The sequence below is a fragment of the Neobacillus sp. BF23-41 genome, assembly GCF_041106275.1.
In genome coordinates this window covers 367372-384225 of record NZ_JBGBPR010000003.1, presented here as the reverse complement: position 1 = coordinate 384225, position 16854 = coordinate 367372, and the positions used below count along the sequence as shown (strand labels likewise).

The window sequence follows — 16854 nt, the reverse complement described above, 5'->3', positions numbered from 1 at the left end:
CAAATGCCAGGAGGATATGGTCAAATGCCAGCGGGCCATGACCATCAAATGCCAGGAGGATATGGTCAAATGCCAGCGGGCCATGACCATCAAATGCCAGGAGGATATGGTCAAATGCCAGCAGGATATGGCCAACAAATGCCAGGAGGATATGGTCAAATGCCAGCGGGATATGGCCAGCAAACGCCAGGGGGATATGGTCAAATGCCAGCGGGCTTTGGTCAGCAAATGCCAGCAGGATACGGTCAAATGCCAGCAAGGTATGACCAACAAGTGCCAAGAGGATATGGTCAAATGCCAGCGGGATATGACCAGCAATTGCCAGGAGGATATGGCCAAATGCCAACAGGTTATCCAATGGAAAGCCCTTCAGGATTCGATACACCACAAAACCCAACTGACTTTGCTCGACCTCCGGTAATGCATGGAGACCCGTTCGGAAATCCAGCAGTGGCTAATCCGTATGGAATGGGCGCACCATATGGCCAAATGCCATACGGATACCCGCAGATGGGTGATCCAATGAGTGCACCTGCAGGCTTTGGAACACCAGAAATGGCGGGACCAGGTTCATTCATGCAGCAGCCAAGTCCAACGCAGGGGTTACCAGTAGGAACCGGAGCGCTGGGGGATTGCGGCTGTGGAGCTTCACCAGCTGGAATGCCTGGACCTGAAGCCACACCGCAGCAGGCAGCCATGCCACCGAACTTTGTACCGCCAACGCCGCCAATCTATAGCGCACCATATACAGGACCTGTTAATGCTGCACAGCCTCCTTATATGAATCCATATGGTATGGGTCCGGTTGGAACAAGTCCTTACGGTATGCCGGGTTACCAAGATGAGAGCCTTTAATACAGCAAATAATAAAAAGGGAGACGATGATTATTTTGATCGTCTCCTCTCTTATTTTCAATCACAGTTCTATGATAGAATCCTTCAGATGATTCCGATTCGAAAATCCGTTATTTTTTTAAGAACAGATAAAAATGATTATGTCATAAAAGGATATCATACCAACAGTAGACTTAGACTCCAAGAAGCCTTTACAGCAACATTGAAAAAAGAAGGGTTTAAAAAGACATATTTGTTTTTAACATCCCCAGTGAGAGACCAGCTTTTTTTTGAGGGAACTTACTTCGGATGTATGGAGTACATTCCGCCGAATAAAAACGTATTTTCTTTTCATACTCATAAAAATCGCCAAGAAGGAATGGAGTTATTAGAGCAATTTCACCAAACCACAGCTTCGTTTGAATCACGCTATCGAACCTTACTGCCAAAAGGGCTCCTTATTGAAAAATGGACAGAAAGGTTAAATGTTTTCTCCAATAATCTTCCCTATCTTGGGTATTTTATCAATGAACCCTTCATCTCGGAAATGATGTCTTGGGCAAAATGGTCACTTGAAGGTATGGAAAATAATCGTGTGTGTTTTCAAAAAGAACCAACCGTCATATTGCATGGGGATGTAGCCCATCATAACTTTTTAAGGGATACAGAGGGGCAGTTACATCTCATTGATTTTGATTTAATTAGTATCGGACCCGCATCATTTGATTATTTACAATATGCAAACCGGATTTTGCCTTTTATCGATTGGTCATTTGAAAGACTGTCGAGCCTTAAACAAATTAAGAAATACTTACACGAAGAGGCTTTTGTATTTGCCTTAGCCTATCCCGCTGATATTTTTCGGGAATGGAATCGAATGATCCGTGAAAAATCGTACACAGATCATACAAAATATAAACAGGTAATGGACTTAACCATTAGTCAGTTTTATGCAAGAAAAAAGTTTATTGACCACTTAAAGGAGTTATTGGACTGAGCAGCTTTGGAATTTTCCGTCTGAATGAAATCCCCCCGAAAATAACACCCTATTAATGAGCATGTTAAGCTCATGCTCAGGATGTTAATGGAGGGGGTTTTTCGCTTGAACAAGAAGCAGTGGATGATTCCTCTTTCAGCCGCATTGATGTTGGGGCTGGCTGGATGTGCAAATGATAATAATCGTACAGGTGTTAACAAGAACTCGTTAAGGCCGGTTGGATATTATTCCAATGAAAACCACCCAACTTCAGATAACGATTTATTTAGAGATGATGACGGGGCAATAACGGAAATGATGGACCATTCTCTTGGGGATGAGGATCAAATTACAAATGAAAACAGAAGAAGGCAGCTTCAATCACGAGACGAAAATGGAAATCCAAAGAATCCATCATCACCTTTAGCTTCCAAAGACCGTAATTTTTTCCAACGCGATAATCGTTTTAGTACAAGCGATATGAACTATCACGGTCATCTGAATGTAAAAAATGGAAATGCCGGGGTTGTTACGGACCCTGACTTCCAGGATAATTTTACGAATAAAGTCAGAAACAAAGTAGAAGCGATTCCAAATGTACAGACCGTAAGATCCGTCGCTTATGGAAATACTGTCATTGTTTCAGTGGTGTTAAATGATCAAGATAAAGCCTCTGCTACAAAAAGTGCAATTAAAAGAGCTGTGAGGCCCTATGCAAACGGAAGAACGGTAAAGGTCATAACCGATGAAGGAACCCTTGGCCGCGACCGCAATTTCTACAAAGATAGTCAGCGTGAAAAGGGCGGAAGGTAATTCCTTCCGCGGTAGAGGGCAAAGAAGCTTTCGAGCTTTGCCTTCTATCAGGAAGGTAATGCCTGGTGAGGGCAAAGCTTACGAGCTTTGCCCTTTTAATATTGAATGAAGGATAAAAAGGCAAAATAAGGCTAAACTAGTACTGGATAGATTGTTCAATTTTTAACAATAAGAGGTGAGTAGCATGAGGTTTAAGTGGATGGCATGGTATCGGTATAGTCTCGCCGGATTCGCTGTTCTTCTCTTCATGTTTATTTTTAATGCCAAAGGAATGACCATTATCGCCGCTGCTTCACAAATGGATACCCAGAAAAAGACTGAACCTTTACACATGACCGTTATTTTGGAAAGGGTCTATTTAGATGGGGAAATAAGTCAAGAAGTAGTCCACGAGACTTGCTGGTCTGCCGAGAATTTCTGGGCAAAATATGACCAATGGCAGCTGACTGATATCGATGAATCGACAATGGTATTTCGGAAACAGGTCAATGACATATCACCATTGCTTAAAGCAAATGGATTTTTTGGGATAACAGAAGATAATGTATTGAGCATTTTTAATGGAAGACCGGACCAATTGAGAATTATTCAATCATTTTTTCAAATAGATATTAAGAAGTTGGAAAGTACGAAGCAAGAAGAACTTCTTCAAGGCATACCAATCAAAACAAAAGATCGATATGTTGAAGTTTTAGAGACATTTAAGCCTTATTCTTTAAAAAAAGAATAGTAATATCACCGAATCAGACTGATGCCGTCACTTCAGCCTGGTTCTTTTTTTGAATACTCTGATGTTTCGTCTACCAGCCTATTTTCTACAACTAACCTAAAATTGTATGATAGAATGAAATACAGTGAAAAACTAGGGGAGAGAATGTAGTGTACGAATTTATAAAAGGGACCGTCGATTTTGTCGGACCAGAATATATAGTTGTCGAGAACAGCGGCATTGGCTATCAAATATCTACACCCAATCCGTTTATTTATGCTAGTAAAATGGAAACAATGGTAACCGTCTATACCTACCACTACGTTCGTGAGGATGTAATGGCCCTGTACGGTTTCGAAACAAGAGAAGAGAAAAAGCTTTTTACAAAATTACTAAATGTATCAGGAATCGGTCCAAAAGGGGCGTTGGCCATCCTTGCTTCCGGTGAAGTACAACAGGTGGTTACCGCCGTTGAAAACGAAGATGAAAGCTTCCTAGTCAAATTCCCCGGGGTTGGCAAAAAAACAGCCCGGCAAATGATATTGGACCTAAAAGGAAAATTGCAGGATATCGTTCCCGACTATTTCCCCAATTTATTTAATACCGACCAACTTCACTTACATACACAAGCAAACAACTCGAACTTGGAAGAAGCCATTCTTGCTCTGAAAGCATTGGGGTATTCCGAAAAAGAAATCAAAAAGATTTCACCTGAGTTAAGAAAGGAACAAATGTCAACGGACCAATACATTAAGAAAGCCCTTCAGCGGCTTTTAAAATAGGTGATGATTCATGGATGACCGAATTATTTCGAGTGAAGTCAATGAGAGTGAAATCAGCATAGAACAAAGCCTTAGGCCGCAAACCTTAAGACAATACATCGGACAGGATCAAGTAAAGGAAAATCTTGATATTTATATTAAGGCAGCAAAAATGCGTAAGGAAACGTTAGACCATGTGCTCCTTTATGGTCCGCCCGGATTAGGGAAAACAACACTCGCTGTCATTATCGCCAATGAAATGGGCGTGAACATCCGCACCACTTCAGGACCTGCGATTGAAAGGCCTGGTGATTTAGCTGCGATTCTTACCGCACTCGAACCTGGGGACGTTTTATTTATTGATGAAATTCATCGCCTGCAAAGGACGATTGAAGAGGTACTTTACCCAGCGATGGAAGATTTTTGTCTTGATATTGTCATTGGTAAAGGCCCAAGTGCGAGATCAGTCCGCCTCGACCTCCCACCCTTTACGCTTGTTGGAGCGACAACGAGGGCAGGCTCTCTATCAGCTCCTTTAAGAGACCGGTTTGGAGTTTTAAGCCGACTCGAGTATTATAAGGAAGATCAATTAAAAAATATTGTCTTGCGAACAGCGGAAGTGTTCGGTACCGAAATCGATGACCTCTCAGCATCAGAAATAGCCAGGAGATCTAGAGGGACGCCGAGAATTGCGAATCGTCTTCTTCGCCGGGTTAGAGATTTTGCCCAAGTAAGAGGGAATGGGACGATTGAGCTGGCCCTAGCACGAGAAGCACTCGAACTCCTCCAAGTAGATCGACTTGGTTTAGACCATATCGATCATAAACTGCTGAAGGGCATTATCGAGAGATTCCGCGGCGGCCCTGTCGGCCTTGATACGATTGCCGCATCGATTGGGGAAGAAGCCGAAACGATTGAAGATGTGTATGAACCTTATTTATTACAAATTGGCTTTTTGCAAAGAACTCCACGGGGCAGGGTGGTAACCCCATTGGTCTATCACCATTTTGGGATGGATTCGCCTGCCACTGATTGATTATTAAATAAAGATTAGGGTGTCATAATATGAAGGTAGATTTGTTTGATTTTCATTTGCCTGAGGAATTAATTGCACAGGTTCCGCTTCATAATCGGACGGATAGCAGATTAATGGTCCTAGATAAGGAATCAGGCGAAATAAAGCATGAAGTTTTTAAAAATGTTATCGACTATTTGCGTGAAGGAGATTGCCTTGTTTTAAATGATACCAAGGTACTTCCTGCACGTCTTTTTGGCGTCAAAAAAGATACAGGTGCAAAAATCGAAGTCTTACTCTTGAAGCAGCTGGAAGGCGATCAATGGGAGACACTTATCAAGCCTGCAAAAAGAGTAAAAGAAGGAACGGAAATAGATTTCGGTAATGGCCTTCTTACGGCCGTTTGCACAGGGACCTCGGACCATGGCGGGAGAATATTAGATTTTAAATATGAGGGTATTTTTTATGAGGTCCTTGACCAATTAGGTGAAATGCCGCTTCCTCCCTACATAAAAGAGCAGCTCGAGGACCGGGATAGGTATCAGACCGTGTTTGCCCGTGAACCTGGTTCAGCCGCGGCACCAACGGCAGGGCTTCATTTTACAGACAGCTTATTAGAAGAGATTAAAGAAAAAGGTGTTCATATCGCCTTTATTACCCTACATGTAGGGCTCGGAACCTTCCGTCCTGTAAGTGTAGATGATGTATTGGAACACGATATGCACTCCGAATTTTATATCGTAACAGAGGGGACCGCACGTCTGCTTAACGAGGTACGCAGCAATGGGGGTAGAATTATTACCGTTGGAACTACCTCAACACGAACCCTTGAAACAATTGCCTCCGCTAATGATGGACGTTTTATCGAGGGCAGCGGCTGGACCAATATTTTTATTTACCCAGGGTACGAATTTAAAGCAATCGATGGCATGATTACGAACTTTCATTTGCCAAAATCAACCCTGATTATGCTCGTCAGTGCGTTAGCAGGCAGAGAACATGTTTTACATGCTTATCAAACTGCCGTTATAGAGCGGTATCGTTTTTTTAGCTTTGGCGATGCAATGTTCATCATCTAAGAGGTACATAAGGAAGGAGAAAAAAATTTGACTGCGATTCGTTATGAATTAATCAAGACATGTAAACAAACAGGGGCCAGGCTTGGCAGAGTCCATACCCCGCACGGTTCGTTTGATACCCCTGCATTTATGCCGGTAGGAACGCTGGCAACTGTGAAAACAATGTCTCCTGAAGATTTAAAAGAAATGGGAGCGGGGATCATTTTAAGTAATACCTATCACCTGTGGCTCAGGCCGGGGCACGAAATCATCAGAGAAGCAGGCGGACTACATAAATTTATGAACTGGGACCGAGCCATCCTAACAGATTCGGGTGGATTCCAGGTTTTTAGTTTAAGTGAATTCCGTAAAATTGAGGAAGAAGGAGTCCATTTTCGTAACCATATGAGCGGTGAAAAATTATTTTTATCACCAGAAAAGGCGATGGAAATTCAAAATGCCCTTGGTTCCGATATTATGATGGCCTTTGATGAATGCCCACCATACCCTGCAACATATGAGTACATGCAGAAGTCTGTCGAGAGAACATCAAGATGGGCGGAGCGCTGTTTAAATGCACATAGCCGCCCCAATGACCAAGGTTTATTTGGGATCGTCCAAGGGGGAGAATATGAGGAGCTTCGCAAGCAGAGTGCGAAAGATCTTGTTTCGTTAGATTTCCCTGGCTATGCGGTTGGTGGGTTGTCAGTGGGTGAGCCAAAGGACATTATGAATCGCATGCTTGAACACACGACACCACTTTTACCTACAAATAAACCAAGGTATTTAATGGGTGTAGGATCACCTGATTCATTAATTGATGGCTCAATCCGCGGAATTGATATGTTCGACTGTGTGCTGCCTACACGAATTGCCAGAAATGGTACATTGATGACAAGCACTGGCCGACTTGTTGTAAAAAATGCACAATTTACAAGAGATTTTGGCCCGCTGGATGAAAATTGCGATTGCTATACCTGCCGAAATTATAGCCGTGCATACATTCGTCACTTAATTAAATGTGACGAAACATTTGGAATTCGTTTAACGTCTTACCATAATCTCTATTTTCTGTTAAGATTAATGGAGAAAGTCAGACAAGCCATCATGGAAGACCGGCTTGGTGATTTTAGAGAAGAATTTTTTGAGCAGTATGGTTTTAACAAACCGAATGCGAAAAATTTCTAATAGATGATTTTTGAAAGGAGGGAAACAAGATGTCAGGAGGAATTGGTACCATAGTTCCATTAATATTAATGTTTGTGTTATTTTATTTCCTATTAATTCGCCCGCAGCAAAAGCGCCAGAAAGCGGTTCAGAGAATGCAAAGTGATTTAAAAAAGGGTGATAAAGTAGTCACGATTGGTGGATTACATGGTTTTATAGATTCAATTGATGAGAATAAAGCCGTAATTAAATGTGGTGACGGAAGCCGTCTTACATTTGACCGTAATGCCATTCGCGAAGTCACTGCGGATGCAAGTGAAGGAAGCGTCAATCTAACGAAATAGGAACAAACGAAAAGGAAGCCGTCCTGTATGGCTTCCTTTTTTAATTGTCTAGCTCCAGCGCTTCCGCTTTTCGATGCTAAGCAGATCTCCGTGAATTGTTGGTAGAAATGTTTACCCCTAAAATTCCACCCATCATCGCAATTAAGGTATAGCAAGTATGATAAATTACTTGTTCGGCGTTAAATAGGCGATCATATCCTAAGTATTGGAATAAAAAAACAACGATCGAGTAGATAAGTCCAGTTAGTCCGCCAATAAGCCAACCCTTTTCTTTTCTTTTTCCGCCAGATAGAAAACCGCCTCCGAATAGCCCGATGAATGATAATGCCGTGATGACATATTGTAGTGATACTTCACGTGCAGACGTAAACTTGAGAATAAAAGCAAAAATAATGCTGCATATCACGGCAAAAACAAGAATAAAAATTAATCCGTACAAAATGGAAACACGAAAGCTTTTCGGTTCTATTTTAACTCTCCCCCTTCAGTTGCCTTCAGGCTGGCAAATTATCCTTAAAAATCAGTACTGCCAGACCCTAGATACATGTTTCTTTCCTAGTACAAGCGTATTCGTAAAAGGAGAAAAGTAGAATATATTTTCTTTAATTTTCTGCTATGAAGAGCGGGTTGGTATTTTATTCCGCTAATTTTTTATCCATTTCGGCAAACAATATCGTTGAACGTAAAAAAAGGGGCGACGGTTGTGGAGGATTATTTAACGATTGTATTTCGAACGCTTTTATTATATGCAGTTATCCTAGTCATTTTTCGAGTCATGGGGAAAAGAGAAATTGGGGAATTAAGCATTTTAGATCTAGTTGTTTTTATTATGATTGGTGAGATGGCAGTTGTGGCCATCGAAAGAGTTCATACACCTTTGTTCCATACAGTGGTTCCAATGGTGTTGCTCATGCTGATTCAAATTACCTTAGCGATTTTTTCGTTGAAAAGTAAAAAATTTCGTAATCTGATTGATGGGCAGCCAAGCATTATTATTAATAGGGGGAAAATAGATGAGAACGCAATGCGGAAGCAGCGGTACAATTTTGATGATTTAATGACCCAGCTTCGAGAAAAGAACATTCGCAGTATTGCTGACGTGGAATTTGCGATATTAGAATCCTCTGGAAGTTTGTCCGTCATTGAAAAATTAAAGAATAATAATAATGAACCTGAGCTAGGCGATATAACCATCCCTTTAATCCTAGATGGAAACATTGACGAAGAAAATTTGAAAAGAATTAACAAAACAAATCTCTGGCTTCGGCAGGAATTGAAAAAACAGGGCTATCGCGATGTGAAGAAGATTTCTTTTTGCAGTTATGAAAATGGGAAATTCTTTATTGATCTACAAGATGAATGAACAAAAGACACGCTAAGAATGCGTGTCTTATTTGTAAAGAAAGTAATTAGGCAAACAAGTTTCGAAGCCAGGGAATACGTTTTAGCTCTTCCTTTTTAATAAGCCCTAACAAAATAATCATGACCAAATAGGAAATGGACATAGCCATTAACGAAAATATAACTTTAATGGTTAACGGTTCAGTTAGGAAGGTGTTCTCAAATAACCAATAGCCTAACCAGCCTGTAACTCCCATGACTAGAAATCCCTTCAGATAATCGCGAACGTAAAATGAGAAGGAAATCTTTTTTAACACCGTTGCAAAATGAAGAACAGTGACTAATACAAAGCCAACGATAATTCCTAATGCCACCCCGTTAATTCCAAATGAGGCTTGCGAAGCCAGTAAAAAAATCACAGCTGTCTTAACGATGGCACCAATAAGACTATTAATCATCGCTGCTCGTGCAAGATTCAATGCTTGTAACACAGCTTGTAACGGTCCTTGATAGTAATAGAATAAAAAGAAGGGAGCCATCAATCTAATAAAATAAGAGCCCTTCGCTGAGCCATACATGAGTTCCATCAATGGGTTAGCCAGCACATATAGAACGACAACGGCCAGTCCACCCGATAAAAAGGCAAAGCGTAATGCTTGCTGTAATCGGTATTCAATCAATTTTTTGTTGTTCTGCGTATTGGCTTCGCTAATCGCTGGCACAAGTGATGTTGCTAAAGAAAAGGTGATGAAAGACGGTAACATTAACAGGGGCATCGCAAAACCAGTTAAGGCACCATATTGTTTGGTAGCTTCTACAGTGATGACACCAGCAAGGGCTAAGCTATGGACGACAACTATTGGTTCAAAGAACCATGCCACAGATCCAATCATTCTGCTCCCCATTGTCGGTAAAGCGATATCCATGAGTTCTTTGAAGGTTTGTTTCCCGCTGTGGACAAATTGAAAGAAATTTTTCCTAAGCTTAAAACGTTTTTTTAATTTAAAGGCAGTCATTAAGTAGATGAGTGAGACAAGTTCGCCGATTACTGAGGAAACCATTGCTGCTGCGGCGGCATATTCAATTCCATAAGGAAGGAACGCTTTTGTCATCACAGCAATCAAAGAAATTCTCACAAATTGTTCTAAAATTTGTGAGATTGCCGAGGGACGCATGTTTTGTCTGCCTTGAAAGTAGCCCCGAAGCACAGAGGAAATCGCAATTACTGGAACCACAGGAGCTATTGCAATTAAAGGATAAAACGTTCTTGGGTCAGTAAACAATGTTTTTGATAGAATGGGTGCAAGTAAGATTAGCGCTGGCGTAAATATAAGTGATAAAGAAATAGTCGTCGCTAGGGATACAACAAGAATTTTTTTAATTTCTGCAAAATTTCCTTTTGCTTCTGCCTCCGCGACATTTTTTGAAATAGCAACAGGGAGCCCTAACTGAGTAAGCGTCACTACAAGGATGAATGTAGGAAACGCCATCATGTATAAGCCAACACCTTCTTCCCCGATACTCCTTGCTATTACAATCCGATTAATAAAACCAAGGACTCTTGTAACAAGACCTGCGATTAATAGGATAAAAGTCCCCTTTAAAAACTTCGACATGCGGATTCCCACCTTCTCAAATAAGAAGAATTCATATACAATTATCTATATGCCTAATGGTGGACAAAGCATGACAAGTAGTAAAAGCTTTTTGAAAAGTTCAATTCAGGTGGGAGAGGTCCCAAGGAGGCAGTCATAATGGATAATAGTCACAGATTCGAACATTTTCGCACCCAGGTCCAACCAGCAGTAGCAAGTAAACTCACGGAGTTTCAATTGCTAGGGATTGATTCTGTAACGGAGAAGGAACTTTGGGATTTTTTAATTAAGAAAAAGTGGAAAAAGGTAAAGGAAGAAATGAAACTGTACGAAATTATCCAAGAAATCCTGTCTGTTAAGGCGAGCGATTATCTCAGCTTCGCGACGATTGAGGCATATAAAACGACCGAATTCTCATTTGATAATGAAGATGAATTGAAAGAGCTTTTAAAATGAAAATGCCTTATGAATTCATATTATTGTAAATTGACAGCCAATCTAACTTCTTTCATAATGAAGGAAGTGACTTTTTGGTAATTTATATAAGGATTATACGGAACAGTGCTAATGCACATGCACTAAGGAGGAACAATACATAATGGTAAAGCGCAGTAGAATTGTTGCTTTTTTTCTTGTCGTTCTAATTATAGGAAGCACAATGGGAGCAACAACAAAGAACATCTTAAACAATATGAAGCTAGGACTAGACCTTCAAGGTGGATTTGAAGTTTTGTACGATGTTAAGGAAGCGAAAAAAGGTCAAAAGATTGACAAAAAGGTTTTGGCTAGTACCGCTGAGGCACTCGACAAGCGGATCAATGTCCTTGGGGTAAGTGAACCTAGTATTCAAATTGAAGGAAAGAACCGGATTCGTGTGCAGCTTGCTGGGGTAACAGACCAGAATAAAGCTCGCGAAATCTTATCTACTCAAGCAAATCTAACCTTCCGTGATGCTAATGACCGTCTGATGATGGATGGTTCTGACCTAAAACAAGGCGGAGCTAAGCAAACTTTTGATGAAAATGGTGCACCAAGCGTTTCTTTAACATTAAAAAGTGCCGATAAATTCCGCAAGGTGTCCGAAGAAATTATGAAAATGGCACCAAACAATGTTCTTGTTATTTGGCTGGATTTTGAAGAAGGAAAAGACTCATTTAAAGAGGAAGTAACAAAAGCGCACCCTAAATTTTTATCAGCCCCAACAGTAAAGCAAATATTTAATCAAAATACAGTTTCGATTGTAGGAAGTTTTACTGCAAAAGAATCTCAAACCTTGGCTTCGCTTTTAAATGCAGGCTCCTTACCGGTTAAGTTAAAAGAGGTGTACTCAACTTCCGTCGGAGCTAAGTTCGGGGAACAGGCATTACATGATACGGTCTTAGCTGGAATCATCGGTGTTGTAATCATATATCTTTTCATGCTTTTCTATTACCGTTTTCCAGGTTTCATTGCTACTGTTACGTTATCAATTTATATATTTCTCGTCTTATTAATTTTCGATTGGATGAATGGGGTTCTGACCTTGCCGGGAATTGCCGCGATTATTCTCGGAATCGGTATGGCCGTCGACGCCAACATTATTACTTATGAACGGATTAGAGAAGAACTAAAGGTAGGTAGAAGCATTAAATCAGCGTTCCAAGCTGGTGAGCAGCATGCTTTTACAGCTATTCTTGACGCCAACTTAACAACAATCTTAACAGCTTGTGTATTATTCTTTTACGGGACAAGCTCTGTAAAAGGGTTTGCGACAATGTTAATAGTGAGTGTCCTGATGAGCTTCCTCACGAATGTATACGGCGCAAGGTTATTGCTAGGGCTATGGGTCCAAAGCGGTTTATTAAATAATAAACCTGGTTGGTTTTCAGTACGCAAGTCCCAAATTAAATCTATTAACGATAATGTAGATACAATCGATCTTCCGACTCGATTTGATAAAATTGATTTTGTTAAACTTAGGAATAAAGTATTCATCCTATCTGGAGTTCTCCTTGTTGCCGGTGTAATCATTCTCGCTATTTTCCGTATGAATTTAGGAATTGATTTTTCAAGCGGAACACGTGTAGAGGTTCAATCAAGAACACCTTTAACCACTACCCAGGTGGAAAATGCTTTTAACAAACTTCATTTAACTCCAGATGATGTCGTCATTTCTGGTGATAAAAAGCAAATTGGTGCCGTCCGAATGATTGGGGTACTGTCAAAAGATGAAATTTCAACTTTAAAGGCAGATTTTAAAAAGCAATTTGGCTATGAGCCGAATGTTAGCACCGTTTCTCCGACGATTGGAAAAGAACTAGCGAAAAATGCCTTTTTTGCAGTCTTGATTGCATCAATTGGTATCATTCTCTACGTTTCGATTCGGTTTGAAGCATATATGGCAATCGCCGCGATTGCTGCCATCCTTCATGATGCATTTTTCATGATTGCTATTTTTAGTATTACAAGACTTGAAGTAGATTTAAACTTTATCGCCGCAATTTTAACCATTATTGGTTACTCAAACCATGATACGATTGTTACTTTCGATAGGGTTCGCGAGAATATGCAAAAGAAAAAACGGCTTAAAACGGTTCAGGATATTGCTGAAGTGGTAAATGTTAGTATTCGCCAAACTTTAACACGGTCGTTTAACACCGTTTTAACAGTCCTCATTACGACAGTATGCTTAATGATTTTTGGAAGCCCAGCAATTCGCAATTTCTCTATCGCTTTATTCGTTGGATTAATTATTGGGGTATATTCCTCCGTCTTTGTCGCAGGTTCTTTATGGTATGTGTTGAAATGTAAAGAGTTGAAGAAGAAGGGCGTTATTAAAACGGTAAAAGAGAAAAGAAAGTATTCTGATCAACCACAAGTATAAATTAGTTGAAAACCGCAGATATCCTGCGGTTTTTCCTTCTGTCTAGCTCCGGCGCCCAGCGACTAGTGGACTTCGCTCTCTTCCCTACGATAAGTCAAGCACGAATGCGCTTTCGCTCTTCGTGTTTCCTTTATCTCAGTCAGAGCGCTCCAGTCCATACGTCGCTAACCGGGCGCCTCCGCTTTTCTTTTATTGAATCCTGTATTCCACTCCTGTATAATAAGAAGGTCTGAGGGGTGAACATACACATGTTAAGTTCGAAAACGAGATGGATTGTTCGGAAATCCGATGAACAACTGATCAATAAGCTAGAAACTGAATTGAAAATAACGCCTCTTGTCGCTTCACTGCTTGTCAACCGTGGCTTTAATACCGTTGAGTCTGCACGGTATTTTTTATTTGGAAAGGAAGAATTCCACGATCCCTTTCTCTTAACAGGGATGGATATTGCAGTTACGAGAATTCGTGAAGCCATCGAAAACCAAGAGCCGATCCTCATTTTCGGCGATTATGACGCTGATGGAGTAAGCAGCACATCAGTTTTAATGATCACGCTTCGTGACCTTGGTGCAAATGTTCAATTTTACATCCCTAATCGTTTCACTGAAGGATATGGCCCGAATGAGGCCGCATTCCGGAGTGCAGCGGAAAATGGAATAAATTTAATTATTACTGTGGATACTGGAATATCAGCTACCTATGAGGCATCCGTTGCAAAAGAGCTAGGCATGGATCTCATCATTACCGATCACCATGAGCCTGGGCCGGTATTACCTGAGGCACTTGCGATCATTCATCCCAAACTTCCTGATAGTACCTATCCGTTTCGAGAACTGGCAGGAGTGGGTGTAGCCTTTAAACTTGCCCATGCCCTTTATGGGGAGGTTCCAGAGCATTTGTTAGAAATAGCTGTGATTGGGACGATTGCTGATTTAGTCTCGTTAAAAGATGAGAATCGCCTGATCGCCAAAAAAGGACTTGAAAAACTAAAAACAACGAATAATATTGGCCTTAGAGCCATTTTAAAGCTGGCAGGGGTCGATCCCATGTCGATAAATGAAGAAACAATTGGCTTTACCCTCGCGCCAAGGATTAATGCCGTGGGGCGTTTAGAAGATGCTGACTTAGCTGTTCAGCTGATCTTAACCGATGATCCACTTGAAGCAGAAAGCCTTGCTTCAGAAATGGATGCTCTCAATAAGTCAAGACAGTCGATTGTTAATTCGATTACGACTGAGGCGATGGAAGAGGTTGAAAAGAATTTCCCGATCGAGTCTAATAAAGTTCTAGTCATCGGTAAGGAAGGTTGGAATGCCGGAGTCATCGGAATTGTTGCCTCAAGACTCGTTGAAAAGTATTACCGGCCAACGATTGTACTGAATTTTGACCCGGATAAGGGAGTGGCAAAGGGTTCGGCCCGCAGTATTGCAGGTTTTGACCTATTTAAAAATTTATCAACCTGCCGTGATATTTTACCGCACTTTGGAGGTCACCCCATGGCAGCAGGGATGACCTTAAACCTAGAGAATGTTGCGGAACTCCGCACAAGGTTAAATTTACTGGCAGATGCTCAACTGACTCATGAAGATTTAATTCCAGTAACATATCTCGATGAGGAAATTAAACTTCAACATGTAAATCTATCTTCATTAGATGAAATGAGTCTACTTGCTCCTTTTGGAATGGACAACCCCAAACCAAAGGTTTTAATCAACAATGTCGATATTACAAATATCAGAAAAATTGGCAGTGAGCAAAACCACTTAAAGGTATTAGTGAATGAAAGTGGTGCTAATCTGGATGGGGTAGGCTTTGGTTTAGGACCCTTAGTGGATCATATCTCACCTGCATCAAAAATTTCGTTAATTGGAGAATTATCTGTTAATGAATGGAACAATATGCGTAAACCACAAATTTTCATCCACGATATTGCCGTGGAGTCATGGCAATTATTTGACTATCGCGGACAAAAGCGGATCAACAGCCTTTCAAATGCTGTCCCTGCTGATAACAGGAAGTTTATTATTTTTAATCAAGAACACCTTGAAAAAATAAACCCTAATTTGATCGATGAGACCATTTTTATTAAAGATGTGGAAGATGCAAAATCGTTCACTGGGAACAAGGCAAATATTGTTCTGGTTGACTTTCCTTCATCAAAAGAAATCCTAAAGGTTTTATTTAAAGGGAAACAGCCAGCTAGGATTTATGCATATTTTTATAAAGAATCCAGTGATTTCTTTAGTACTGTCCCGACCCGTGACCATTTTAAATGGTTTTATGCTTTTCTGTTAAAAAAGGGTCCGGTTGATCTTAAACGACATGGGGGTGACCTCGCGAAGCATCGCGGTTGGTCGCAGGAAACGATAAACTTTATGTCAAAGGTGTTTTCTGACCTGGATTTTGTTACAATAAACAATGGATTTATAACTTTAAACACCGGAGCGCAAAAGCGTGACCTAACTGACTCTCGAACCTACAAAATAAAACAAGCACAATATGAACTTGAAAGGGAACTATTGTTTTCATCCTTTCAGGATTTAAAAGCCTGGTTCGATCAAGTTTTTCAAGAGTCGGTTGAAACTGAGGAGGCAATTGAAGAATGGACTTAAAAGAATTTATTACAATCGTACCTGACTGGCCAAAAGAAGGAATTAAATTTAAAGATATCACCCCTTTAATGAATGATGGTGAGGCCTATAAATATGCAACAGACCAAATCGTTGCTTATGCAAAAGAAAGACAAATTGATCTGATTGTCGGACCTGAAGCCCGAGGATTTATTATTGGCTGTCCGGTTGCATATGCCTTAGGCATAGGCTTTGCCCCAGTCCGTAAAGAAGGTAAACTTCCACGGGAAACGATTAAAGTTGGTTACGGGCTTGAATATGGTAAAGATGTTCTAACCATCCATAAAGATGCCATCCAACCAGGCCAACGTGTCCTAATCACGGATGATTTGTTGGCTACAGGCGGTACAATCGATGCGACGATTCAATTAGTGGAGCAACTTGGCGGTGTGGTTGCAGGGATTGCTTTCTTAGTTGAGTTAAGTTATTTAGAAGGTAGAAAAAAACTTGATGGTTATGATGTTTTAACATTGATGCATTATTAAACCATTAAAGAGGGCACTCGGGACGAGTGCTCTCTTTATATAAAAAAGCGGAAGCGCCCGTTTAGCGGCGTATGGCCTGGAGCGCTTTGACTGAGATAAAGGAAACACGGAGGTCGTTAGCGATCCGATGTTGACTTATCGTAGGGAGAAGAGCGAAGGACACTAGCCGCTGGGCGCTGGAGCTAGACAGTTATCCAAATATTAAGAACGAATGCACAATTTTTCCTGAATAGTGTGGAAAAAGACTCTCTATCTCTTTACAA

At 40.8% G+C, this 16854-nt stretch carries 16 protein-coding genes; 14 read left to right on the top strand and 2 right to left on the bottom strand.

Annotation, left to right across the window (positions count from 1 at the left end; translation table 11 throughout):
* From AB7942_RS07770 to yajC, 9 genes are all read left to right on the top strand, one after another.
* A partial coding sequence (locus tag AB7942_RS07770; protein WP_369446390.1) for a chromosomal replication initiator protein DnaA occupies nt 1-855 on the top strand: 855 nt, incomplete at its 5' end.
* A complete protein-coding gene (locus AB7942_RS07765) occupies nt 842-1831 on the top strand; it encodes a phosphotransferase (RefSeq protein ID WP_369446389.1) in 990 nt (329 codons plus the stop codon). The genes AB7942_RS07770 and AB7942_RS07765, both read left to right, overlap by 14 nt.
* Before the next feature lie 105 nt (nt 1832-1936).
* The gene (locus AB7942_RS07760; protein WP_369446388.1) at nt 1937-2623 is read left to right on the top strand and encodes a YhcN/YlaJ family sporulation lipoprotein; all 687 of its coding nucleotides are present in this window, start codon (nt 1937-1939) and stop codon (nt 2621-2623) included.
* Between the two features lie 184 nt (nt 2624-2807).
* Nucleotides 2808-3353 (top strand): BofC C-terminal domain-containing protein, encoded by a 546-nt coding sequence (locus tag AB7942_RS07755; RefSeq protein ID WP_369446387.1) that lies wholly within the window; start codon nt 2808-2810, stop codon nt 3351-3353.
* Nucleotides 3354-3502: 149 nt separating this feature from the next.
* Nucleotides 3503-4114, top strand: coding sequence for a Holliday junction branch migration protein RuvA (ruvA, locus tag AB7942_RS07750; RefSeq protein WP_088089124.1), 612 nt, complete (start codon nt 3503-3505; stop codon nt 4112-4114).
* A gap of 10 nt (nt 4115-4124) precedes the next feature.
* Nucleotides 4125-5129: a Holliday junction branch migration DNA helicase RuvB gene (gene ruvB / locus AB7942_RS07745; protein ID WP_088089123.1), complete on the top strand. Its 1005-nt coding sequence runs from the start codon at nt 4125-4127 to the stop codon at nt 5127-5129.
* A gap of 29 nt (nt 5130-5158) precedes the next feature.
* A complete protein-coding gene (queA, locus tag AB7942_RS07740) occupies nt 5159-6187 on the top strand; it encodes a tRNA preQ1(34) S-adenosylmethionine ribosyltransferase-isomerase QueA (protein ID WP_369446386.1) in 1029 nt (342 codons plus the stop codon).
* 27 nt (nt 6188-6214) lie between these two features.
* Nucleotides 6215-7354: a tRNA guanosine(34) transglycosylase Tgt gene (tgt, locus tag AB7942_RS07735; protein ID WP_168245203.1), complete on the top strand. Its 1140-nt coding sequence runs from the start codon at nt 6215-6217 to the stop codon at nt 7352-7354.
* 29 nt (nt 7355-7383) lie between these two features.
* Nucleotides 7384-7677, top strand: coding sequence for a preprotein translocase subunit YajC (gene yajC / locus AB7942_RS07730; protein WP_088089120.1), 294 nt, complete (start codon nt 7384-7386; stop codon nt 7675-7677).
* A gap of 76 nt (nt 7678-7753) precedes the next feature.
* Here the strand turns inward: yajC and AB7942_RS07725 are convergent, their stop codons facing one another.
* Nucleotides 7754-8116 (bottom strand): TIGR04086 family membrane protein, encoded by a 363-nt coding sequence (locus AB7942_RS07725; protein WP_088089119.1) that lies wholly within the window; start codon nt 8114-8116, stop codon nt 7754-7756.
* A gap of 264 nt (nt 8117-8380) precedes the next feature.
* Here AB7942_RS07725 and AB7942_RS07720 point away from each other — a divergent pair, with 264 nt between their 5' ends.
* Nucleotides 8381-9040 (top strand): DUF421 domain-containing protein, encoded by a 660-nt coding sequence (locus AB7942_RS07720; protein WP_369446385.1) that lies wholly within the window; start codon nt 8381-8383, stop codon nt 9038-9040.
* Nucleotides 9041-9086: 46 nt separating this feature from the next.
* Here AB7942_RS07720 and spoVB read toward each other — a convergent pair whose 3' ends face one another.
* Nucleotides 9087-10634, bottom strand: a complete 1548-nt coding sequence (gene spoVB, locus AB7942_RS07715; protein ID WP_088089117.1) for a stage V sporulation protein B — start codon at nt 10632-10634, stop codon at nt 9087-9089.
* 138 nt (nt 10635-10772) lie between these two features.
* Here spoVB and AB7942_RS07710 point away from each other — a divergent pair, with 138 nt between their 5' ends.
* From AB7942_RS07710 to AB7942_RS07695, 4 genes are all read left to right on the top strand, one after another.
* Nucleotides 10773-11069: a post-transcriptional regulator gene (locus AB7942_RS07710; RefSeq protein ID WP_098934420.1), complete on the top strand. Its 297-nt coding sequence runs from the start codon at nt 10773-10775 to the stop codon at nt 11067-11069.
* Nucleotides 11070-11211: 142 nt separating this feature from the next.
* A complete protein-coding gene (secDF, locus tag AB7942_RS07705; RefSeq protein ID WP_369446384.1) occupies nt 11212-13476 on the top strand; it encodes a protein translocase subunit SecDF in 2265 nt (754 codons plus the stop codon).
* A 248-nt stretch (nt 13477-13724) separates the two neighbouring features.
* Nucleotides 13725-16088 carry a single-stranded-DNA-specific exonuclease RecJ gene (gene recJ / locus AB7942_RS07700; protein WP_369446383.1) on the top strand — a complete coding sequence of 788 codons (2364 nt, stop codon included), beginning with the start codon at nt 13725-13727 and terminating at the stop codon, nt 16086-16088.
* Nucleotides 16079-16591, top strand: a complete 513-nt coding sequence (locus AB7942_RS07695; protein WP_088089113.1) for an adenine phosphoribosyltransferase — start codon at nt 16079-16081, stop codon at nt 16589-16591. Before recJ ends, AB7942_RS07695 begins: the two co-directional genes overlap by 10 nt.
* The last annotated feature ends 263 nt before the right edge of the window (nt 16592-16854 follow it).

What these genes read in the sequence shown, in the direction of transcription:
- AB7942_RS07765 (WP_369446389.1), top strand. Translation starts at nt 842, where the DNA reads ATGAGAGCCTTTAATACAGCAAATAATAAAAAGGGAGACGATGATTAT.
- AB7942_RS07755 (WP_369446387.1), top strand. Translation starts at nt 2,808, where the DNA reads ATGAGGTTTAAGTGGATGGCATGGTATCGGTATAGTCTCGCCGGATTC.
- ruvB (WP_088089123.1), top strand. Translation starts at nt 4,125, where the DNA reads ATGGATGACCGAATTATTTCGAGTGAAGTCAATGAGAGTGAAATCAGC.
- queA (WP_369446386.1), top strand. Translation starts at nt 5,159, where the DNA reads ATGAAGGTAGATTTGTTTGATTTTCATTTGCCTGAGGAATTAATTGCA.
- yajC (WP_088089120.1), top strand. Translation starts at nt 7,384, where the DNA reads ATGTCAGGAGGAATTGGTACCATAGTTCCATTAATATTAATGTTTGTG.
- spoVB (WP_088089117.1), bottom strand. Translation starts at nt 10,634, where the DNA reads ATGTCGAAGTTTTTAAAGGGGACTTTTATCCTATTAATCGCAGGTCTT.
- AB7942_RS07710 (WP_098934420.1), top strand. Translation starts at nt 10,773, where the DNA reads ATGGATAATAGTCACAGATTCGAACATTTTCGCACCCAGGTCCAACCA.
- secDF (WP_369446384.1), top strand. Translation starts at nt 11,212, where the DNA reads ATGGTAAAGCGCAGTAGAATTGTTGCTTTTTTTCTTGTCGTTCTAATT.
- recJ (WP_369446383.1), top strand. Translation starts at nt 13,725, where the DNA reads ATGTTAAGTTCGAAAACGAGATGGATTGTTCGGAAATCCGATGAACAA.
- AB7942_RS07695 (WP_088089113.1), top strand. Translation starts at nt 16,079, where the DNA reads ATGGACTTAAAAGAATTTATTACAATCGTACCTGACTGGCCAAAAGAA.